The sequence below is a fragment of the Salinisphaera sp. T5B8 genome (genome assembly GCF_040361255.1).
Lineage (GTDB): Bacteria > Pseudomonadota > Gammaproteobacteria > Nevskiales > Salinisphaeraceae > Salinisphaera.
This window is the reverse complement of the sequence record NZ_APNG01000007.1, coordinates 21912-43929: the sequence shown is the minus strand read 5'-3', so window position 1 is coordinate 43929 and position 22018 is coordinate 21912. Positions and strand designations below refer to the sequence as shown.

At 64.3% G+C, this 22018-nt stretch carries 20 protein-coding genes; 6 read left to right on the top strand and 14 right to left on the bottom strand.

Annotation, left to right across the window (positions count from 1 at the left end):
- Nucleotides 1-342 precede the first annotated feature (342 nt).
- The 4 genes from T5B8_RS07910 to T5B8_RS07895 are packed head-to-tail and all read left to right on the top strand — an operon-like array spanning nucleotide 343 to nucleotide 4830.
- Nucleotides 343-1242 carry an AAA family ATPase gene (locus T5B8_RS07910; RefSeq protein WP_353177973.1) on the top strand — a complete coding sequence of 300 codons (900 nt, stop codon included), beginning with the start codon at nucleotides 343-345 and terminating at the stop codon, nucleotides 1240-1242.
- A 53-nt stretch (nucleotides 1243-1295) separates the two neighbouring features.
- Nucleotides 1296-2252, top strand: coding sequence for a DUF58 domain-containing protein (locus T5B8_RS07905; protein ID WP_353177727.1), 957 nt, complete (start codon nucleotides 1296-1298; stop codon nucleotides 2250-2252).
- A complete protein-coding gene (locus T5B8_RS07900) occupies nucleotides 2249-4276 on the top strand; it encodes a transglutaminase TgpA family protein (protein WP_353177726.1) in 2028 nt (675 codons plus the stop codon). The genes T5B8_RS07905 and T5B8_RS07900 overlap by 4 nt, the downstream gene beginning before the upstream one ends.
- Complete coding sequence (locus T5B8_RS07895) at nucleotides 4273-4830, top strand: NUDIX domain-containing protein (RefSeq protein ID WP_353177724.1); 558 nt, start codon at nucleotides 4273-4275, stop codon at nucleotides 4828-4830. Before T5B8_RS07900 ends, T5B8_RS07895 begins: the two co-directional genes overlap by 4 nt.
- Nucleotides 4831-4882: 52 nt before the next feature.
- Here the strand turns inward: T5B8_RS07895 and T5B8_RS07890 are convergent, their stop codons facing one another.
- The 6 genes from T5B8_RS07890 to T5B8_RS07865 all read right to left on the bottom strand — a co-directional run bounded on the left by T5B8_RS07890 (nucleotide 4883) and on the right by T5B8_RS07865 (nucleotide 12031).
- On the bottom strand, nucleotides 4883-5134 hold the full coding sequence (locus tag T5B8_RS07890; RefSeq protein WP_353177971.1) for a RidA family protein: 252 nt from the start codon (nucleotides 5132-5134) through the stop codon (nucleotides 4883-4885).
- A gap of 18 nt (nucleotides 5135-5152) precedes the next feature.
- Nucleotides 5153-5290 (bottom strand): hypothetical protein, encoded by a 138-nt coding sequence (locus T5B8_RS07885; protein ID WP_353177722.1) that lies wholly within the window; start codon nucleotides 5288-5290, stop codon nucleotides 5153-5155.
- A 122-nt stretch (nucleotides 5291-5412) separates the two neighbouring features.
- Complete coding sequence (locus tag T5B8_RS07880; protein WP_353177721.1) at nucleotides 5413-6075, bottom strand: ferritin-like domain-containing protein; 663 nt, start codon at nucleotides 6073-6075, stop codon at nucleotides 5413-5415.
- A gap of 48 nt (nucleotides 6076-6123) precedes the next feature.
- On the bottom strand, nucleotides 6124-7542 hold the full coding sequence (locus T5B8_RS07875) for an efflux transporter outer membrane subunit (protein WP_353177719.1): 1419 nt from the start codon (nucleotides 7540-7542) through the stop codon (nucleotides 6124-6126).
- Nucleotides 7539-10745 carry an efflux RND transporter permease subunit gene (locus tag T5B8_RS07870; RefSeq protein ID WP_353177718.1) on the bottom strand — a complete coding sequence of 1069 codons (3207 nt, stop codon included), beginning with the start codon at nucleotides 10743-10745 and terminating at the stop codon, nucleotides 7539-7541. The genes T5B8_RS07875 and T5B8_RS07870 overlap by 4 nt, the downstream gene beginning before the upstream one ends.
- Entirely contained in the window at nucleotides 10742-12031 is a 1290-nt protein-coding gene (locus tag T5B8_RS07865) for an efflux RND transporter periplasmic adaptor subunit (protein WP_353177716.1), read from the bottom strand. Before T5B8_RS07865 ends, T5B8_RS07870 begins: the two co-directional genes overlap by 4 nt.
- 211 nt (nucleotides 12032-12242) lie before the next feature.
- On the opposite strand from T5B8_RS07865, the gene T5B8_RS07860 reads away from it, so the two are divergent.
- Entirely contained in the window at nucleotides 12243-12860 is a 618-nt protein-coding gene (locus T5B8_RS07860) for a TetR/AcrR family transcriptional regulator (RefSeq protein ID WP_353177714.1), read from the top strand.
- A 212-nt stretch (nucleotides 12861-13072) separates the two neighbouring features.
- On the opposite strand, the gene T5B8_RS07855 is transcribed toward T5B8_RS07860, so the two are convergent.
- The 8 genes from T5B8_RS07855 to ilvN form a co-directional block, all read right to left on the bottom strand.
- A complete protein-coding gene (locus T5B8_RS07855) occupies nucleotides 13073-13951 on the bottom strand; it encodes a tetratricopeptide repeat protein (protein ID WP_353177712.1) in 879 nt (292 codons plus the stop codon).
- A 232-nt stretch (nucleotides 13952-14183) separates the two neighbouring features.
- On the bottom strand, nucleotides 14184-15458 hold the full coding sequence (locus T5B8_RS07850) for an MFS transporter (protein ID WP_353177710.1): 1275 nt from the start codon (nucleotides 15456-15458) through the stop codon (nucleotides 14184-14186).
- A gap of 10 nt (nucleotides 15459-15468) precedes the next feature.
- The gene (rimI, locus tag T5B8_RS07845; RefSeq protein ID WP_353177708.1) at nucleotides 15469-15936 is read right to left on the bottom strand and encodes a ribosomal protein S18-alanine N-acetyltransferase; all 468 of its coding nucleotides are present in this window, start codon (nucleotides 15934-15936) and stop codon (nucleotides 15469-15471) included.
- Complete coding sequence (locus T5B8_RS07840) at nucleotides 15933-16802, bottom strand: uracil-DNA glycosylase (RefSeq protein ID WP_353177706.1); 870 nt, start codon at nucleotides 16800-16802, stop codon at nucleotides 15933-15935. The genes rimI and T5B8_RS07840 overlap by 4 nt, the downstream gene beginning before the upstream one ends.
- A 58-nt stretch (nucleotides 16803-16860) precedes the next feature.
- The gene (locus T5B8_RS07835) at nucleotides 16861-17628 is read right to left on the bottom strand and encodes a CDP-alcohol phosphatidyltransferase family protein (protein WP_353177704.1); all 768 of its coding nucleotides are present in this window, start codon (nucleotides 17626-17628) and stop codon (nucleotides 16861-16863) included.
- A 46-nt stretch (nucleotides 17629-17674) separates the two neighbouring features.
- Nucleotides 17675-18331, bottom strand: coding sequence for a phosphatidylserine decarboxylase (locus tag T5B8_RS07830; protein ID WP_353177702.1), 657 nt, complete (start codon nucleotides 18329-18331; stop codon nucleotides 17675-17677).
- 47 nt (nucleotides 18332-18378) lie between these two features.
- Nucleotides 18379-19395: a ketol-acid reductoisomerase gene (gene ilvC, locus T5B8_RS07825; RefSeq protein ID WP_353177969.1), complete on the bottom strand. Its 1017-nt coding sequence runs from the start codon at nucleotides 19393-19395 to the stop codon at nucleotides 18379-18381.
- A 66-nt stretch (nucleotides 19396-19461) separates the two neighbouring features.
- Nucleotides 19462-19986, bottom strand: a complete 525-nt coding sequence (gene ilvN, locus T5B8_RS07820; protein WP_353177700.1) for an acetolactate synthase small subunit — start codon at nucleotides 19984-19986, stop codon at nucleotides 19462-19464.
- Between the two features lie 171 nt (nucleotides 19987-20157).
- On the opposite strand from ilvN, the gene ilvB reads away from it, so the two are divergent.
- Nucleotides 20158-22002, top strand: a complete 1845-nt coding sequence (gene ilvB / locus T5B8_RS07815) for a biosynthetic-type acetolactate synthase large subunit (protein ID WP_353177699.1) — start codon at nucleotides 20158-20160, stop codon at nucleotides 22000-22002.
- Nucleotides 22003-22018 lie beyond the last annotated feature (16 nt).

Genomic DNA, 22018 nt, shown 5'->3' with positions numbered 1-22018 from the left:
CGAACAGGCTGCGGAGTCGACCAACATCCGCCATTATGCAGCGCAAGCAGTGCGGCGCCCGACGCATATCCGCGTCTCTACTGAGCTTCCGCCCTATTTGCGTTATTCGCGTTCATTCGCGGACAGTCTCTTGATTGGGTTTCCCGACACTGTCCGCATCGCAGCCGGGAGCGCGCGCGTAACCGATTCAAGCACGCCGCGGCGCCTGGCAATCGTGTCGCGATGCGCGCTTATTCGGTAGTCTGAATTTCATTGCGCTTTTTCGAGCTCTGTTCGCCCATGCCGCCGACTGTACCAGCCGACGCTGCTTCCACTGCGCCCACCCCGGGCCAGACTGCCGATATCGCCCACCGGCTTGCCGACGTGCGCAGCGCGGTCGCAACGCGGGTATTCGGCAAGGACGATCGGATTCGACTGGCTTTGACCTGCCTGTTGGCCGACGGCCATCTGCTGATCGAAGACGTGCCCGGCGTGGGCAAGACCACCCTCGCCCACGGCCTGGCCGATGCGCTCGGGCTGCGTTTTGCCCGTATTCAGTTCACCAGCGATCTCATGCCCAGCGATATTCTGGGCGTATCGGTCTATGATCGTGGCCAGGCGAGTTTCACCTTCAAGCCCGGGCCGATATTCGCGCAGCTGGTACTGGCCGACGAAATCAACCGGGCCAGCCCGCGCACACAAAGCGCATTGCTCGAGGCCATGGCCGAGCGCCAGGTCACCATCGAGGGCCAGACCCGCGCCTTGCCGCAACCGTTTACCGTGATCGCGACCCAGAATCCGCTCGATCACAGCGGCACCTTTGCCCTGCCCGACAGCCAGCTCGACCGGTTTCTCATGCGTATCGCGCTGGGCTATCCACCGGCGAGCGCGGAGCGGCGTTTGCTCGCTGGCGAACGCGATCATCGCGAACCGCTCGCGCCATGCGCCGACGCCGAACAGCTCGGGCGCTGGCAAGCGGCTGCGCGCACGGTGCATACGCGCGATGCGGTGCTCGATTATCTGCTCGAACTGATTGCCTTCAGCCGGCGCCGCGGCGTATTCGAACAGGGCCTGTCGCCGCGCGCGGGCCTGGCGCTGCGCCGTGCCGCCCAGGCCTGGGCGCTTCAGGATGGCCGCGATTACGTGATCCCGGAAGACATCCAGGCGGTATTGCCCGCGGTGGTCGACCACCGCCTCGCCCGTCGCGACGCGGGCGAGGCCCCGGCTTCGACACTGATGCGCGAACAGGTCGGCGTCATTTAGCCCGTGGCGCACAGCAGCTTTTCGTCTTTGACGCGATCAGGCGATCGCTGATCATGGCGCGTGTTCGCCGACCGGGCCGCGACCTGCGTGCGCGTTTTATCGAGCGCCGCAATCTGCCGCGCGCCCTGCCGCTGACCATTTCGCGCCGCCGGGTCTATATTCTGCCCACCCGCAACGGCGCAATATTCGCCCTGTTGCTGCTGGTGATGCTGCTGGGCGCGACCAATTACAGCAACAGCCTAGCCTTTGCGCTGACCTTCTGGCTGGCAGCCATCGCACTCGTGTCCATGCATCATGCCCATGCCAATCTCGTGGGCCTGCGCGTGCTCGCGGTACACGCCGCGCCGGTATTTGCCGGCGACCCGCTGATCTTCGAGATCACGCTCGATCAGGCGAGTACACGTACACGCCGCGCGCTGCGGGTGAGTGCGGACGGCCAGGCGGCCGCGAGCCGTTTCGATATCGGCCCCGGCGAAAGCCACACCGTGCGTATCGAACACGTCACGACCGTACGCGGGCGCTGCCGCTGCCCGCGCCTGCGCGTCGAAAGCCTGTATCCCGTGGGGCTTTTTCGGGCCTGGACCTGGATACAGCCCGACACGCAAGTGCTGGTCTACCCGCGCTGTAGCGGCCACGACCGCCTGCCTGCCGGCGCCCGGGACGAACAGGCAGGACGCCGGCTGAGCACGCTGGGCCGCGAGGAGTTTCTCGGCCATCGCGAGTATGTGCCCGGCGATTCGCCGCGCCATATCGACTGGAAAGCCAGCGCGCGCAGCGACGATCTGCGTATTCGCGAATATGCCGACCGCCACGGCGATACCATCTGGCTCGACGACCGCCATACCGGGGCCGCCGATCGCGAAACACGGCTGTCGCAGCTCGCGCGCTGGGTGGTTGTCGCCGATCGTAGCGGGCACCGCTATGCGCTACGCGTGAACGACGCGCAACTCGGCCCCGATCAGGGCCCGGCCCATCGGCTGGCCTGCCTGCGTGCACTGGCGATCGCATGACAGCGGCCACCGGCAAACGCGCGCTCGACAACGCGCCGGACGCCGGCCAGCGCCTGCGGCTGGTGGTCTGTCTAAGCCTGATCGCGATCCCCCACGCCCTGCATCTGCCCATCTGGGTGCTCGGGCTGGCGGTGCCGATCATGATCTGGCAGTTCGTAGCGGCCCTGCGCGGCTGGCCGCTGCCGGGGCGCTGGGTACGCTTCGCCCTGGCGGCGGCCGCATTCGCGGCCGTCTTTGCCGGTTTCGGCCGGGTCAACGGCCAGGAAGCCGGCGTGTCGCTGCTGGTGCTGCTGCTCGCGCTCAAGCTCTGCGAGATCCGTACGCATCGCGACGCGATGGTGTTTCTCACCCTGACCTGTTTCCTGCTGGCGACCCAGTTCCTGTTTTCGCAAAGCCTGGCCATGGCCGTGTATCTGGTAGTGGGTACCTGGGTGATCGTGGCGGCCTTCGTGGATGTCGCCAGTGCCGGCGCGCCGCGCGCCACGCTGGGCGAAAGCGCGCGTCTTCTGGTCCAGGCGCTGCCCGTGGCCGTGCTGCTGTTCGTGTTGTTTCCCCGTATTCCGGGCCCGATCTGGGGCCTGCCCGCCGATGCTGGCGCCAGCGCGCGTACGGGACTGTCGGACAGCATGTCGCCGGGCAGTCTCACCAATCTCGCCCTCGACGGCGGCGTGGCCCTGCGGGCGCGTTTCATCGATGGCGCGGTGCCGCCGGCCCAGCGCTACTGGCGCGGGCCGGTACTCTGGGATTTCGACGGTCGCACCTGGTCGCGTAACGATGCCGACCAGCGTCTGACCGGCGGCCGGCTCGACGCCCGCAGCGGGCGCCGTCGGCAGGTGGATATCACCCTCGAACCCACACGCCACGACTGGCTGATCGCACTGGATGTGCCCGTAGCAGCCGATCGGCCGAGCCGGCTGACCGCCGGGGCCACGCTGCGCGTGGCAGACGATGTCAACGAGCGTATCCGCTATCAGGCGACATCGCTGCTCGGCGGCGTGCTCGATCGCGATCTGGATGCGCGCATGCGCCGACGCGCGCTGTTGTTGCCCGTCGAGGGTAACGAGCGCGCACGCGAACTGGCCAGACGCTGGTATGCCCAGTATCGACAACCGGCCGAGATCGTCAACGCCGCGTTGCGCCGTTTTCGTCAACAACCCTATCGCTACACCTTGAGCCCACCCGCCACCAGCGAGGCGGCCAGCATCGACGACTTCCTGTTCGAAACCCGGGCGGGTTTTTGTGAACACTATGCGGGTGCATTCACGTTTCTGATGCGCGCGGCCGGCATCCCGGCGCGCGTGGTCACCGGTTATCAGGGCGCCGAACGCGCGACGGTGGGCGACTACTGGGTAGTGCGCAATTCCGATGCCCATGCCTGGTCCGAGGTGTGGCTGGCCGGGCGCGGCTGGGTCCGTGTCGATCCGACCGCCGCGGTCGCGCCCGAGCGCATCGAGTCTGGCGTGGCGGCTTCGATCGCCGATCGTGGATCGCTGCCCTATATGGCGCGCGCCAGCGGCGATGCCTGGTATCGCGTGCAGATGCTCTGGGATGGTATCAACGCCGGCTGGAACCGCTGGTTTCTGGCCTACGGCCCGCAACTACAGCAGCGCATGCTCGATCTGCTGGGCCTGGGTGGCGGCTGGGGCCGGCCGTTGCTGGCGCTGACCACGGGCGTGGTCGCCCTGCTCGCGCTGGTGTCGGTGGGCATTGCCTGGCGCGGCCGGCGTACGCTAGATACCGACGCGGTCGTGGCCGCCTGGCGAGGCGTGTGCACGCGCCTGGCGCGCATCGGCTATCCACGCCGGCGCGACGAGGGTGCCCGTGCCTATGCCCGTCGTATCGCCGCCCTGCGTCCCGATATGGCCGCCGATATCGAATCGCTGGCCCAGCAATACACCCGGCTGCGTTACGCGCCCGAACAGGTCAGCGCGGCCGCAGACCGCGATACCTTCATCGCCGCCGCCCGCGCCTTTCGCCCGCGCCGGCGTGCGCCCGAACCACGCTCATCGAGAAACGCCCTATGAACGAGCCCCGCCGTTTCTGTCCTGTTTGTGCCGGACCGCTGACGCGTCGCGAGGTCAACGACTTCGAACGTCTGATCTGTGCCGATGCCGACTGTGGCCATGTGTTCTGGGACAACCCGGTGCCGGTGGTCGCGGGTATCGTCGAACACGAGGGCCAGTTGGTGTTCGCGCGTAATGCCCTGTGGCCGGAAGGCATGTATGGCCTGGTCACCGGCTTTCTGGAACCGCGCGAAACCCCGGCAGAAGGCATCGTGCGCGAAGTCGCCGAAGAACTGGGCATCGACACCCGCGTCACCTGCTTTGTCGGCGCCTACGGCTTTGCCCGCAAGAACCAGCTGCTACTGGCCTATCACGTGATCGGCGAAGGCGAAATCACCCTCGACCCGGAGCTGGTCGACTATTTCCATGTCGACAAGGCGAAGGCCGAATACTGGCCGGGCGGCACCGGCCTGGCCGTGCGCGACTGGTTGCGCAGTCAGGGCTACGATCCCCAGCCACGCGAACTGCCGGCCGCGGTCAAGGCCTGGATGAACGCACCGCCCGACCAACCCTGAGTTTGCGCCTGCGCGCGCTGCTGCATCGCCACACGTGGCCCAATGCAGTGGCTCAGTGCGGGCGTACGGCGGTGACTTCCACCTCGACCAGCATGCCCGGCCAGGCCAGCGCGCTGACTTCCACCAATGAATGCACGGGCCTGTCCAGGCCGGCGAAATACTCGCCCTGAACCCGTTCGTAGATATCCTTGTGGCGCATATCGGTCAGATAAGCCACGACCCGGGCGACATGGCCCAGACCCGCGTCGTTGTTCTCGAGAATGGCCACGATGCGATCGTAGGCGTAGCGCGCCTGGGCTTCGATATCGCCCGCATGCAGAATCTACCCGCTATCCACATCTTCCGAGCCCATCCCGGAAATAAAAATCATATCGGCGGTGCCGATATTGCAGACCGCACAATCGGCGAACAGATCGCGGTTCCAGGGGCTGTATTGCTTGTCCATCGGCTTCAAAGGCATTGCTGTGAGTTGGCCGACAAAGACTAAGACCTCAAGCCAAGTTGAGGTCAAGCATGGCGGCAGTCGCAACAACTCGAACGCGTTGCGACTGCCCCAAGGCCGGTCATCACATGGCCGATTGCTTACCCGCGCTGACCGCACATGATGCTCGGCGCGCGCGTCTCGATGTCGGAGCGCCTGTCCAACAACGGCTGCAGCCGCGCATGGTATCCGCCCAGCAACGCCGCGATACGCCGGCTCAAACGGGCACTCACCTCATCGCCCCGTTCCGACAGTTCGACGGCGTCGTCGCACATCGCCTGGCTGACCAGGCCGAAGGCCAGAACCAGCGCATCGGTCTGGGCTGTCGAATCCGCGTCCGGGTCCGGGTAGTCGTTAAGCCCCGAGCGTGCCGCGACCTGACGAACGCTACCCTCGGCCGTGCCACCGAGCGCCGCGATACGCTGGCCCAGACGCCCGACCTGCCGCTCGATCAGAGCCGCGGCGTCGGCCAGGAGCACGCGCTGCGCCCGATAGTCGGCGCCGCGGAGCCACCAGCCGAGCTGACGGACCTGACTTTGCAAATCCAGGCAATCGGCAATGGATTGATTGAGCATACGACAAGCGCTCGATCGCAGGCGTCGGTGGGCTACTGTGCGCGCCGGATTGTCATCGCCGCGCCCGAACAGACGCGCCATATCGCCGTGCAGACGACGGCCAATCGGCGACCCGGCCAATCGCGCCGGGTCGGCCGATGGCGTGCGATCACCCGCATGATCCAATACGGTAACGCGTTCGTTTTTCATGAGAATCTCCACGTCGATTGAAAAATTCGCAGCGCCGGCATACCGGGCTTATCTCAGACCCACCATCTCGGTGTGTTCGGGCTGGCCCACGCCGCCCAGCGCTTTGTAGATGCCGGCAACACTGACGTTGACCGCGGTTTGGGCAACGGCCACCGCGTCCTCCACGGCCAGCTGCTCACGCTGGGCATCGAGCAGGTCGAGAAAATCCAGGCTGCCGGCCCGGTATTGCACGCCCGCCAGCTCGGCGGCACGCCCGGCAGCCACGGCTTGTTCGACCAAGTGATACAGCTGCGCCTGCTGCTTGGCATAGGTGATCAGACTGTTTTCGGTCTCTTCGAGGGCGACGAGCACGGTCTTTTGATAATCGGCGAGTGCACCATCGGCCTGGGCCTTGCGCGCCGTGAGCCGTGCCCGTAACGAGCCGAAGTCGAACGCGGCCCAGCTAACCGTCGGCGTCACCGACCAGGCACGCGCTCCATCGGCGCTAAAGTCGAACAGGTCGGCGGTGCTGCCGGAAATGAAGCCGACGAAGCCGTTCACGCTCACCCGCGGGAACAGATCGGCGCTGGCCACGCCCACACGTGCCGTCGCGGCGGCCAGCCGCCGCTCCGCCGCCAGCACATCGGGCCGGCGCTGCAGCAGCCGGCGCGTATCGCCGATCGGCAACGCCTTGGCATAGGGGACAACACGTGCGGGCTTCAATTCGCGATCGAGCGTGCCCGGACGCTGGCCCAGCAACACGGCCAGACGCAATGCCGCACGCTGCTCGCTGGCCTGCAACGGCGGAATGCTCGCCTCGATGGCCTTGTAGCGGGCCTGGCTGCGATAGACGTCGATCGGCGAGATCGTGCCGATCCGGTAACGAGTGCGTGTCTGCTCGCGCGTGCGTTGCGCGTTGTCGAGATTGTCCCGTGCCACCGCGATGCGGCGCTGGGCGCCGCGCAGTTCGAAGTAGTTGCGCGCCACTTCCGCCGCGACCGTGACCTGTACCGATCGCAGCGCCTGCCATTCGGCTTCGAGATCGGCATGCGCGGCTTCGACCGAGCGTCGTACATGGCCGAACAGATCGATCTCCCAGCGCGCATCGAAACCCAGGCTGTACTGCTCGGTATCAACCGGGCGATCGCCCAAACCCGGCTGCTGCCGATCGCTGCGCGTATAGCGGGCATCGAGCGGTACATGCGGCGCGTAGTCGTATTTTTCACCAGTGAATACGGCCCGCGCCGCGCGTACCCGGGCCAGCGCGCCCTGCAGATCGAGATTGGCGTCCAATGCCCGCGCGATGAGCGAGTCGAGTTCGGCATCGTCGAACTGCTGCCACCAGGCAGCCTCCGGGCTGCGTTCGACAAATCCTCCCTCACGCAGCGATTGCAGCTGGGCCGGCGGCGTCGCCGGCGTCGTATAGTCCGGGCCCGCCGCACAGCCGGCCAATACCAGCGCCATCAGAACAGCGAATGCGTATTTCATGGACGCTCTCCGCCGGAGCTAGCCAGGCGATCAGCAACCGGCGCGGTCGTGTGGCGCCTGGCACGCAGGCCGACCAGCGCACGCGTGGCCTTGCGCACCAGCAGGTAGAACAGCGGCGTCAACATCAGCCCGAACAGGGTCACGCCGATCATCCCGGAGAACACGGCCACGCCCATCGCACGGCGCATTTCCGCACCGGCGCCGGTCGAGGTAACCAGCGGCACCACGCCCATGATGAACGCCATGGATGTCATCAGGATCGGACGCAGCCGCAGCCGGGCGGCGTCGAGTACCGCGCGTAGCGGGCCCTCGCCTTCGGCCTCACGATCGCGGGCGAATTCGACGATCAGAATCGCGTTCTTGCTCGCCAGACCGACGAGCACGATCAGCCCGATCTGGGTGAAGATGTTGTTGTCGCCGCCCGAGATCTGCACGCCCAGCAGTGCCGAGAACAACACCATCGGCATGATCAGAATCACCGCCAGCGGCAAGCCCAGACTCTCGTACTGGGCGGCGAGCACCAGAAATACCAGCACCACCACCAGCGGGAAAATGAGCATGCCGGTATCGCCCGCCAGAATCTGCTGGTAGGTCAGATCGGTCCACTCGAAGCTCATGCCATTGGGCAGCGTTTGTTGGGCTACCCGCGCCATCGCGGCCTGCGCCTGCCCGGTACTGAAACCCGGTGCCGGACCGCCGTTGATCTCGGCCGTGGCATAGCCGTTGTAGTGCATGATCCGATCCGGCCCGGAGGACGCATTGAGGGTGACGAACGCGCCCAGCGGGATCATGTGGCCATCGGCATTGCGTGTTTTCAGGTGCAGGATGTCGTCCGGTTCCAGCCTGAAGTCCGGCTCGGCCTGGACATTCACCTGGTAGGTTCGCCCGAAACGGTTGAACTGGTTTACATACAGCGAACCCAGATACACCTGCATGGTGTCGAACAGCTGCTGCAGGTTCACCCCCTGGGCGATGGCCTTGTCGCGGTCCACCTCGGCATCGATCTGCGGCACGTTTTGCTGGAAACCGGTAAACAGCCCGGCCAACGCCGGGTCGGCGTTGCCGGCGGCAACGAGTTTCTGCGTCTGCTCATACAGGGCCTCGGAGCCCAGATCGCCCCGATCCTGTATCTGCATGCGAAAACCGCCGATCGTGCCGAGCCCGTTGACAGGCGGCGGCGGGAAGACGGCCACGAAAGCCTCCTGAATGGCGGCGAACTTCTGGTTGAGTTCGCCCGCGATGGCGTTTGCGCTCAGTGCGTCACTGGTACGCGCCTCGAACGGATCGAGCGACACGAATACGATGCCGGTATTGGGGCTATTGGTGAAGCCGTTGATATTGAGCCCCGGGAACTGGATCGCGCTCTCGGCGCCCGGTTGCTCGGCGACGATATCGCCCATGCGACGGATCACGGCTTCGGTGCGATCGAGGGTGGCCGCATCCGGCAATTGTGCGAAAGCCACCAGATACTGCTTGTCCTGTTGCGGCACGAAGCCGGTCGGCGTCTGGGTGAAGCCGAGCCAGGTCAGTGCGATCAGGCCGCCATAGATCAGCACGGCGATGCCGCCCATGCGAAAGATCCGGCCGATCCCACGTACATAACCATGGGACGCTGCCGCGAAGAATCGGTTGAAGGGCCTGAAGAGCCAGCCGAACAGACCATTGATAACGCGCGTGAGCCCATCCGGCGCGGCGCCTTTCTCCTTGAGCAACAACGCCGACAGCGCCGGACTCAGGGTCAGGGAATTGAACGCCGAGATGACCGTGCTGATCGCAATGGTGAGCGCAAACTGTTTGTAGAACTGACCCGACAGACCGCTGATGAACGCGGTGGGCACGAACACCGCGCACAGTACGAGTGCGGTGGCGACGATCGGCCCGGTGACCTCGCGCATGGCCTGGCGGGTCGCTTCCACCGGCTTGAGGCCGTTCTCGATATTACGCTGCACGTTCTCGACGACCACGATCGCGTCGTCCACCACAATGCCGATCGCCAGCACCAGCCCGAACAGCGACAGCGCGTTCAACGAAAAGCCGAACAGATACATCACCGCGAAGGTGCCGATCAGCGATACCGGCACCGCGATCAGCGGGATGACCGACGCGCGCCAGGTCTGCAGAAACAGAATGACCACGAGCACGACGAGCACGATCGCTTCGAACAGCGTATGCACCACATCACGGATGGATTCGCGTACGAACACCGTCGGGTCGTAGACGATCTGATAATCCAGGCCCTGCGGAAAACGCTTCTTGAGCTCGGCCATCTTGGCGCGCACCTGCTCGGAAATCTCGAGCGCGTTGCTGCCGGGGCGCTGGAAGATGGGAATGGCCGCTGCCGGGGCGTTGTCCAGCAGCGCGCGCAGTGCATAGGTATCCGCGCCCATCTGCACGCGCGCGACATCCTTGAGGTACGTGATCTGGCCCGATTCACCGGTCTTGACGACGATGTTCTCGAACTCCTCGGCGCTGGTCAGCCGGCCCTGGGTATTGATCAGGAGCTGAAAATCCGCGCTGCTGCGCGTAGGCGGCGCGCCCAGCTGGCCCGCCGCGACCTGGATGTTCTGATCGCGAATGGCGGCCACCACATCGCCCGCGGCCATGTGCCGGCTGGCGAGCTTGTCCGGATTCAGCCAGACGCGCATCGCGTATTCGCCCGCGCCGAATACCTGGACATCGCCCACGCCATCCAGACGCGCCAATTCGTCCTTGACCCGCACCAGCGCATAGTTGGCGAGATACAGCCGGTCATAGCGTGCATCGGGCGAAACCAGGTGAACCACCATGGTCAGATCGGGCGAGGCCTTGTTGGTGGTCACGCCCAGGCGTTGAACTTCTTCGGGCAACTCCGGCACGGCCTGGGCCACCCGGTTTTGTACCAGCACCTGTGCCTTGTCCGGATCGGTGCCCAGGGCGAAGGTGATGGTCAGCGTCATCACGCCATCCGCTGTCGACTGCGACGACTGATAGAGCATGCCCTCGACACCGTTGATGGCCTGCTCCAGCGGGCCAGCCACGGTATCGCCAATGACTTTGGGGTTGGCGCCCGGATAACTGGCCTTGACCACGACCGTCGGCGGCACCACTTCCGGGTATTCGCTGATCGGCAGCAACGGCAGCGCCAGCAGGCCGACGAGCAGGATAATCGTCGACAGTACGCCCGCGAATATCGGGCGTTCGATGAAGAATTGGGAGAGTTTCATTGGTTACGCCCGGCCAGCGCCACCAGACCGCGTGCGCGATCGATATACAGCGCCGGCAAGCTCTCCTCCGAGACCAGCGCCAGATCCTCGCCATGCGCCGTGACCTGGGCCAGCTGTTCGAGTGCATCGCTGTCGGCGGTCATCGACACCCGTTGCGGGGCAACACGCTGGCCCGGCATGACGTGCTGCAAGCCGTTGACGACAATCACATCCCCGCGCTCGAGCCCGGAACGCACGACCCGCAGTCCGCCAATGGCCGGGCCCATTTCCACACGCTGATAGACCACCTCGTTATCGGCAGTCAGCTTGAGCACGAAGCGCTTGTCGAGATCGGTGCCGACCGCGCGATCGTCGATAAGCACGGTATCGGCCGCCGCGCCGCCGACCAGGCGCATGCGCGCGAACAGCCCTGGCGTATAGCGCCCGTCGGCATTGGCAAAGCGGGCCCGTGCACGGATGGTGCCGGTATCCGGGTTCACCTGATTGTCGACAAAATCGAGCGTACCCGCATGCGGATACCCGTTTTCATCGACCAGCCCCATGGAGACACCCGTTACATCCGTAGCGGCGCCCTGGCCCATGAGCTGGGTGTAACGAAGAAATGCCTGCTCGTCGACATCGAAATAGGCATACACCGGGTCCTGCGATACCACGGTCGTGAGCACGGCTGTGCTATCCACCAGATTGCCGGCGGTGATGTTGGCCCGCGATACACGCCCGGCAATGGGCGCACGCACCTGGGTGAACGCCAGGTTCAGCTGCGCGGCACGAAGCATGGCCTCGATCGCGCCCAGCTCACCCTTGGCTGCACTCTCGGCTGCCTTGAACTGGTCGTAATCCTGGCTCGCGATCGCCTCGGCCTGGCGCAATTCCCGGGCACGCTGAAAATCGGCCCGTGCCAGGGCCAGATCCGAGGCGGCCCGCTGCTTTTGCGCGGCCAGTCGATCGACCTCGGCCTGATACGGCCGCGGATCGATCTGAAACAGCAGGTCACCCTTGGCAACCACGGCGCCGTCCGCAAACCCGACGCGATCGATATACCCGTTCACGCGCGGGCGTACTTCGACGCTGTCCACTGCCTGCAAACGACCGGTGAATTCCTGCCAGGCGTGCAGCGGTTTCACCACCACCGGGGCCACGGTCACCGCGGCCGGCGGCGGCGCTTCGGCCTGCGGCTGGGCTGCGCCGGGTTGATACAGCGCATACATGAGCGCTATACCGGCGCCAACCGCCACGGTCACCGCCATTGCGATCGCCCGGGGCGACCGAATATTCCACTTACCCATGAAAACTCCCTTGGACGGTGACGAGCGGGCTCGAAACCGGTAGCGCCGGGCCATCGTGTAGCGCACCCTGGCGGCTTGACATCGTTCGGCAACAAGCCGATTCTTGCGACATGTTACCGACCGGTAACGTCTTGAGCCTGATGTTAGTTACCGGTCAGTAACATTTCAAGAAAAATAGTGTGCCGAAGTGCACGCAGAGTGATAAGCCGCTGTGAACGAAGAAGTTATTTCTCAAAAAAAGAAGCCCCGCGTACGCGATCGAATCTTCGCGGCCGCCTGTGAGCTGTTCTACAAACAGGGGGTACGCGCGGTCGGCGTGGACGCGATCGTGTCGGCCGCGAACACCAACAAGATGAGCTTCTACCGGGCCTTCGGTTCAAAGGACGAGCTGGTCGCCGAATATGTCCGCCACGAAGTCGAGCAAGGGATTGCCCACTGGGAGGCCACGCTCGAAAGCTATCGCGGCGACCCGTTGGCCCAGACCCGCGCCTTGTTCAAGGCGCATCTGATCGAAACCTGTGCCGAATCATCCCGCGGTTGTCCGCTTTCGAATGTCGCCGTCGAGCTATCCGAGACCGACCATCCGGCCAAGGCGATCATCGAGGAATACAAAACCGAAATGCGCCAGCGTTTTCGCCAGCTGGCCCGCGAATTGGGCGCGCCCACGCCGGACGCCCTCGGCGATACGTTGATGCTGCTGTGGGAAGGCGCCTATCTGTCGCCGCTGACGTTCTTCGATCACCGCGGCCCGGCCCAGAATGTGGTGAGCGCGGCCGAGGCCGTGATCAAGGCATTCGTTCCCAGTCCCGAAAGCGCGAGCGAGATATAGCACGCGCAGACAGACGTCAATCGGCGGTGCACGCCGATGGCCCGACGCGCCTTGCGCGTACCGATACGACCGCACTATCGCTGCAAACCGTACATTCTTGCTGGCTCATCGACGACAGCGATAGGCCCATGCAAGCCGCCGCCGATTACGCGTGGCTACGGTCGCAGTGCGCCGGCGTTCGCGTGGTTCTTGATAGGCGCCAAATACACGGCTCACTCGGTGGCGTCGATCGCCACCGGCGGCGGGCCAGCGCCCAGGTCGTACAGACGTTTGTCCAGCAGCAACAATTCACGATTGGCGCCGACCGGCACCAGCTCGGCCGCCTGCGCGTACAGGGTGAGTGCCGTCTGGGAATCCTCGTTGGCCAACGCGAGATTGGCCGCGTGATAAAAGGTTTCGAACAGCCTGTTGCGGCTAAACGCGCAGGTTTTTACCCGCTCGCTATCGAATAGCTCGTCGGCCAGCCCTGCGCTGGCGCGTTGCCCGCCCAGCACCTCGACCAGGGCGCGCGGCCATACCTGCGATTCGATATCGTCGAGTGCCGCGGCGAGCTTGTCGTCAGCACTCGCGCGATCCGCGCTGCGCCAGAGCGGGTAGAGCGACAACAACGCATACAGTCGATCGGCATCGGTCGCGCTTTTTTCGTAGGCGCGCTGATAGGCCGGCAAGGCCAGTTCGTCTTCACCGACACGCAGTTTGAGATCACCCAGCATCATCAGGGAAAAGCGATCGTCGGGGGCGAGTGCGAGCGAACGCCGCAAGGCTTCGAACGATTCATCGATACGGCCTAGCTGCGCCAGGCCAAAGGCATGGTCTTGCCAATAATGGCTGTTGTCCGGCGCCATGACCGTGAGCAGTTCGGACATCGGCAACGCCACCACATACAGGTCCAGACGCTGGTAGGCGACCATCAAGTCATGGGTCAGATTCGCCAGACGCTGGCCGTCGTTCAGCGTCGTCATATCCTGCATTGCCAACGACACCATCAACGCCTGGCTCTGATAGTCCAACGTCTGGTCGCTATGGCGGAAATGACAGTGGTCGATACGCGCACGCAGCGCATCAAAGCGTATTTGTTGCGGTTGGGCCAAGCTTAACAATGGCACGGAGCACAGCGCGCCCACTAACAAGACACTGGCTATCAGCCGGCGGCGCAACATCGACGTCTCCCGTGAATTCCCCCTACCCCGAGCATAGCGCAGTTATCGGTCCCGACCTGGCCTGCCCGCCTATACGCTATGTGCCTATTATTAATTCAGGACTACAACCGCCCCCTTGGTCGGCTATTTTCGGCGCTAGCGCGAACGATCACGCCGGGGTCGGTTACGGCCCTCGGCCAGCGCTCGGCGCCTGGCGCGCATCCACACGGGTGAGCAGCCATCCGCCTGCGACGAACAGTACCAATACCGACAGAATCGACAGCCGCGCGCTGCCGGTGGCAGCGGCCGTCACCCCGACCAGCAGCGGGCCGATGACCGCCGCGAACTTGCCCATCATGTTGTAGATACCGAAATACTCGCCCGCGCGACCGTCGGGCACCAGACGGGCGAAATAGGAACGCGATAACGATTGCACCCCGCCCTGCACCAGCCCGATGACCATGGCCATGACATAGAACTGCCATTCGTGAGCCAGGAAATAGCCCCAGGCAGTCACCGCCGCATACACGGCCAGGCCGAGATAAATCGCCTTTTTCGTATCCCAGCGCGAGGCCAGCCAGCCGAAGGCCACCGCCGCAGGAAAACCGATGAACTGCACCAGCAGCAGCGCGGTGATCAGACTGGTCTGGCCAAAGCCCAGATTGAGCCCGAAATCCACCGCCATGCGGATGATCGTGTGCACACCGTCGATATACAGCCAGTAGGCCACCAGAAAGGTAAGCACCGGCTTTTCGCTGAAAATGCGCCACGCGGTCTGTTTGAGCTCGGACAAACCTTCGCGCAGGGCCTGGCCGGCGCCAGGCGTGTCGTGCTCGCGGGCCTCATCCACCCAGACGAATACCGGCAACGAAAACAGCGCCCACCACACGGCCACACTCAGAAACGACCAGCGCACCGCGGCCGCGCGGTCAGCCAGGCCGAAAACCTCCGGCCACAGCGTCATGGCCACATTGACCGCGAGCAGCAGACCGCCGCCGAGATAACCCAGCCCATAGCCCAGCGCGGACACACGGTCGTAGTCGGTCGGCGTGGCCACATCCACGATCAGGCTGTCGTAGAAGACCATGGCCAGAAAGAATGCAGCCGAGGCAATCACGAACAGCGCCAGGGCTGCCAACCATTGGCCTTCACCCACGAAGAACAGGCCGGCCGTCGCCGCGACGGCAATCGCGGTCGCCAGCGCCAACCCGGGTTTCTTGCGCCGGCTGCGATCGGCGATCGCCCCCAGCAGGGGCGCGAGAAACAGCACGACAAGGCTGGCCAGCGCGCTGCCCACGCCCAGCTGTAGCGTACTGGTTTCCATGGCGTGGCCCGAACTCCAGTAGCTTTTGAAAAAGATGGGGAAAAAGCCGGCCACGACCGTGGTCGAGAACGCCGAATTGGCCCAGTCGTAGACAGCCCAGCCGAACTGGGCACGCCGATCGTGCGATTGGCTCATACTTTTTCCGTCAGACCAGCGTGAGTTCGAGCAGCAAGGCGTCTTCACGCCCGTCCGGCGCCGGATAATAGCCCGGCCGGGTGGCAATGCGTTGAAAACCGCGTCGTTTGTACAGACGGCGCGCGGCCTTGTTGGATGGGCGTACTTCCAGCAGCACACGCTCGGCATTGTCGTGCCGCGCCTGGGTGATCAACGCATCGAGCAGGCGATCGGCCACGCCATGGCCACGCGCTTCGGGTGCGACACACAGATTGAGCACATGCGCCTCATCGACCGCCACCGACAAAAACGTATAGCCAAGCACACGGGCATCCAGATCGGTCGCCACCCAGCCGCGATAGCCCACCCGCAGGCAGTCGTGAAAGATACGCTCGCTCCAGGGGTAACCGTAGGAAAGCCGTTCGATTTCCAGCACCGCCGGCACATCGCGGGCACGCATACCCCGCACTTCGATGAGCTGGCGCGGCTCGACGCTCATGCGCTGGCGATCCGCCGTGCGATCTGCTTGAGATCGGCCCAGGCCTTGGCCTTCTGGCCCGGACTGCGCAACAAGAACGCCGGGTGATAGGTCACCAGTACATCCAGCTCGCGGCGCGGGTAGCGATGCAGCGTGCCCCGCAGCTTGCCGAGGCTTTGCGTGCTGTCGAGCAACGTCTGCGCCGCCACGCGCCCGACCGCGACCACCAGCTTCGGGTCCATCAGCTCGATCTGGCGTTCGAGCACCGGCCAGTCCGCGGCCACTTCGTCGGCGTTGGGGTCGCGGTTGTTGGGCGGGCGGAACTTGCAGATATTGGTGATATAGACATTGGTATCGCGCGAGCAGCCGATCGCGAACAGCATGCGATCGAGCAGCTTGCCGGCACGCCCGACAAACGGCACGCCCTGGGCATCCTCGTTCGCGCCCGGCGCTTCGCCCACAATCAGCACATCCGCATCGCGCGCACCGATGCCGAATACCGGTCGGCTCGCACCGCGATGATCGCGGGTGGCAAGCCAGGCTTCGAGTTCGTCCCAATCCATGCGCGATACGTCGGACGCCTGCGCTGGCGCGGCCGGCTCGGCTGGCGCTTGCGCGGCTGCGGGTGCCGGCGCGTCGACCGACGGATTGGGTGCAACCGTCTGCGTATCGTGGTCTGGCGCGGTCGCCGCCGCCGCTGGTTCGCCGGCGGACGATGCCGCGGGCGCCACATCAGGCTGCGGATCAGTCGCAGGCGGCGCCGGTTCGCGCAGGGCCGGGGCATGATCCGCCGGCGCGGTGGGCGCAGCTGCCAGGCGATCGGGGCGCATACGCCAATCGACCAGACCGAGGCCGTCGAGCAGACGTTTACGAGCGTCGGGGGTCATGATCCGCTGCCGCCATGAGCGTTACCGTATTCGGGCCCGCGAGCACAGGCGCCGGTATTCAGCCCGGCGTGTGACGACGCCGGCGTCGGCGTAGTGCCTGCACCGGCCCGGACAATGCATAGATCAGAAAACCGAGAAACAGGATACGTGCCGGATCGATCACGATCGCCACGAACACCACCAGCATGATCAGAATATAGCGAAACGGCACGCGCTCGCCGAAATCCAGATCCTTGAAACTGGCATAGCGCACGTTCGACACCATCAACGCGCCTGCGGCGAGCGTCAGCGCGAACACCACCAGCACCAGATGGCTGCCATCGAAGCCGAAATCCGCGCCGGCCCAGATGAAGCCGACCAGCAGACCGGCAGCAGCCGGACTCGGCAGGCCCAGGAATATCTTCTTCTCGGTCGCCCCGCCACGGGTGATATTGAAACGTGCCAGACGCAACGCGGCGGCTGCGGTATAGAAAAACGCCGCCAGCCAGCCCAGCTTGCCGGCCACATCGCTGTAATAGGCCAGACTTTCCAGGCTGTAGACATAGGCCAGAAAACCCGACGCCAGCCCGAAGGACACCAGATCGGCCAGGCTGTCGTACTGAATACCGAAATCGCTCTCGGTATGGGTCAGTCGTGCCACGCGCCCATCGAGCATATCGGTGAGCATGGCCACGAAAATGGCCACGGCCGCCACCACGAACCGGCCCTGAGTGGCCGCGATGATCGAGTAGAAGCCGGCGAACAACGTGCCGGTGGTAAACAGATTGGGCAGCAGATAGATGCCCCGCTTGCGGCGGATTTCCCGCCCGGATTCGGTATCACTCATGGGACAAGTCTAAAGCACCGCGTGGCATAGACCTATAGGCACCGCGTCAGTCGGTCGTTTGTTCACCGTTATCGCGACGCGTGCTGGATTTGTGCACGAGCTTGGCAAGCACGCAGGCCCCGCCACGCACACTGTCGCCCAGTTCGACTTCCACGCGCGAATTCACCGGCAGATACAAATCGACCCGCCGAGCAAACCGGCGCATGCCGCAACAGCGGCCCTGGCCGACGCGTTCGCCGTAATTGCTGCGACAGGGGCGCAGACCGAACAGCCGCCCTTCGCGAATGACGATGATGACATCGTCGCCCTCGTCGGTCCGGATATGCGAGGCACAGCCGTCGAGGTTTTCGACCGATTCGCCCGAAAGTTCGAAGACGGTGCCCTCGACCGGCGATCGGATCAGGTAATTGGCCAACAGGCCGACCCGCAACGACAGCTTGATGGCCTCGCGGTCGAGAAAGGGGTCGTAGCATTCACGGCGGTGGATCACCGTGCCGTCGACCGGGGCAACGATCGACAGCGGCTCGGCCGGTACATTGCGCGGCGAATCGCGAAAGTACAGCCCGGCCAGCACCAGCAGCAGCAGGATCGGACAGGCCGCCCAGAAGCCGGCCACGGCGTTCAATACGAAGAACGCCGTGGCCAGACCGACCAAAACGGCCCAACCTTCCGGCACGAGATGAAAGAGCGTCTTGCGCCGCATGCGCCGGACCCCGTTTCAGTGTGGCCGAATCAGAAAGATCGTCGGTATCAGTTACGCGACTTGTCGACGATCTTGTCCTTGGCGATCCACGGCATCATGCCGCGCAGCTTGTCGCCCACGCGTTCGATTTCGTGCTCGGCGGCCAGGCGACGGCTGGCCTTGAGGGTCGGATTGCCGGCCTGATGCTCACCGATGAACTCGCGCGCGAACTTGCCGGTCTGAATTTCCGACAGAATCTTGCGCATTTCGGCCTTGGTTTCTTCGGTGATCAGACGCGGGCCGCGCGTGATGTCGCCGTACTCGGCGGTGTTGGAAATCGAGTAACGCATGTTGGCGATACCGCCCTCGTAGATCAGATCCACGATCAGCTTGACTTCATGCAGGCACTCGAAATAAGCCATTTCCGGCTCGTAGCCCGCTTCAACCAGCGTTTCGAAACCGGCCTGGATCAGGGCGATGGTGCCGCCACACAGCACGGCCTGTTCGCCGAACAGATCGGTTTCGGTTTCTGCGCGGAAACTGGTTTCGATCACGCCGGCACGGCCGCCGCCGTTGGCCACGGCATAGGCCAGGGCCACGTCCTTGGCCTGGCCGGAGGCATCCTGGGCCACCGCGATCAGGCTCGGCACGCCGCCGCCCTTTTCATAGGTCGCACGCACGAGATGGCCGGGGCCCTTGGGCGCGATCATGATCACGTCCAGGTCGGCGCGCGGCTCGATGAGTTCGAAGTGCACGTTGAAGCCGTGGGCAAAACCCAGGGCTGCGCCCTGCTTGATGTTGGGCTCGATCTGCTCGTTATAGAGCGCGACCTGGTGCTCGTCCGGGGTCAGGATCATGACCACGTCCGCACTCGCGGTCGCGTCTTCGATGCTGGCGACCTTCAGGCCGGCATTCTCGGCCTTCTTGGCCGAGGACGAGCCTTCGCGCAGGCCGACTACGACATCGACGCCGGAGTCCTTGAGGTTGTTGGCATGGGCATGGCCCTGGGAGCCGTAGCCAATAATGGCGACTTTCTTGCTCTGAATCAGGGACAGATCGCCGTCCTTGTCGTAATACGCATTCATGCTCAAGGTCTTTCTCCTGCTTTTTAAACAATACAGCGAACTACGCGCCGCAATATTCTGAATGGGTTAGAAATATTCGGCCGATTCGGACGTAGGCACCTGATAGTGCAGCCCTTCGGCACCGGGCGTCATGGTGACCGCGCCACTGCGCGCGAGCTCGACGAGCACATCGGCCTGCTCGAGCGTGGCCACGAAGGTGTTCAGCCCGGCACCGTCGCCGAGATAACGCAATGTCGCCAGATCGCCGTCGCGGCTGATCTCGGCCACGTCATACGGATCGGCCAACGCCTCGATCGACGTGCCGCTGTCCTTGATACGAACCTTGATCAGCGCCAGCTCGAGTTCGAGATGGGCATCGCCGGTCATATCGAGTACGTCGATGACATCGACCAGCTTGAGTAGCTGACGGTTGATCTGCTCGACCACGTCCTCGGTACCGGAGGTAGCCAGCGTCAGGCGCGATACGGTGCTGTCTTCGGTCGGCGCAACATTGAGGCTTTCGATGTTATAGCCACGCTGCGAGAACATGCCCGCCACGCGCACCAGCGCGCCGGCTTCGTTGGCCATCAGAACCGATATGACGTGTCTCATCCCTTCTCAGCCTTGTGCTCAGGCGTCTTCGCGCGCGTGCAAACGGCGCAAAATACGCCCAATACCCGAGCGAAGCAACCGCGCCCCGCACCGATTGTACAAAGCGCCTGCCGATGCGCCGTTTTTGTGCGCTATAATCGGCTGTTTTCCACGCCGTCATAGGGTGCACTCATGCGCAACGCCCAGTCTGCCGCCACGCCGACCGATTCTCATCCGCTGTCGGGAGCCCAGCTCTCCGGTGCGGAGATGATCGTACAGGTACTGGCCGACGAAGGCGTGGATACGATTTTTGGCTATTCCGGTGGCGCGATTCTGCCCACCTACGACGCCATCTTTCGCTACAACGCCGAAAACCACGACCGCATGCCGCTGATCGTGCCCGCCAACGAACAGGGCGCGGGCTTCATGGCCGCCGGCTATGCGCGCGCCTCCGGCAAGGTGGGCGTGGCCATGGTCACCTCCGGGCCGGGCGCGACCAACTGTGTCACCCCGGTGCGCGACTGCATGGCCGATTCCGTGCCCATCGTGCTTATCTGTGGCCAGGTCGCACGGGCGGCCGTGGGCACCGATGCCTTTCAGGAAGCCCCGGTCTCCAACATCTTTTCCAGTGCCGCCAAGCATGTGTTCATGGTCACCGACCCGGACAAGCTGGAAGCCACCGTGCGCACCGCCTTCGAGATCGCCCGCTCCGGTCGCCCCGGCCCGGTCGTAATCGACGTGCCCAAGGACGTGCAGAACTGGGAAGGCGCCTATCGCGGGCGCGGGCTGCTGGCGGTACCCGGCTATCGCCAGCGCATGCGCGCGCTGCGTGAAAGCCAGCTCACCGACGACAAATGCGCCAAGCTCTTCGAGCTGTTGGGCGAGGCCGAGCGTCCGCTCATCTATGCCGGCGGTGGCGTGATCAATGCCGACGCCGCCAGCGAGCTGTCGGCCTTCGCCCAGGCATTCGGTATTCCGGTGGTGACCACGCTCATGGGTATCGGCGCCTTCGATACCACCGATGCCCTGTCGCTACATATGTTGGGCATGCACGGCACGGCGTTCGCCAACTATGCGGTCGAAGACTGCGACATGCTCATCGCCGTGGGCGCACGCTTCGATGATCGCGTGGCCGGCGTGCCGGACAAATTCGCGCCGAATGCCAAGTCGCTGGTGCATTTCGATGCCGATGCCTCCGAGATCAACAAGGTGAAGGCCGTGGACTGGCATCACGTGGGCCTGTTCGCGCCGAGCCTGTCGCGGGTGCTCGCCTATGGTCGCGAGCATGGTTTCTCGGCCGACTATTCGACCTGGCATGAGGAAGTGGCCGCGCTCAAGCGCGATTTCGCCATGAACTACGAACGCGACACCGCGCTCATCCAGCCGTATGCGGTGATCGAAGAAATCAACCGCAATACCGACGGCCGCGCCGTCATCGCGACCGGCGTGGGCCAGCATCAGATGTGGGCCGCCCAGTATTTCGACTTCCGCGAACCGCGGCTGTGGCTGACCTCGGGCTCGATGGGCACGATGGGCTTCGGCCTGCCGGCCGCCATCGGTGCCGCCTTCGCGCGACGCGACAAGCTCGTTATCGATATCGATGGCGATGCCTCCATTCGCATGAACATCGGCGAAATGGAAACGGTGACCACTTACAACCTGCCGGTGAAGGTCGTCGTGCTCAACAACAACGGCGATGGCATGGTCAAACAGTGGCAGAAGCTGTTCTTCAAGGGCCGCCTGTCGGCTTCCGACAAATCGCTGCACAAGAAGGACTTCATCAAGGCCGCCGAAGCCGACGGCTACGAATACGCCGTACGCCTGAGCGACCCGGCCGACATGGAACGCGTGGTCAAGGAATTCCTGGAATTCCAGGGCCCGGCCTTCCTGGAAGTCGTGGTGGACCCCGATGCCGGCGTGTACCCGATGGTCGGCCCCGGCAAGAGCTACAAGGAAATGATCACCGGCGATCACATCAACAACCGCTACGACCCCTCCGGCGGTGAGCGCGAAATCGGCGCCTCGGAGATGTTCTAGCGCCGGGCTTTGCCCA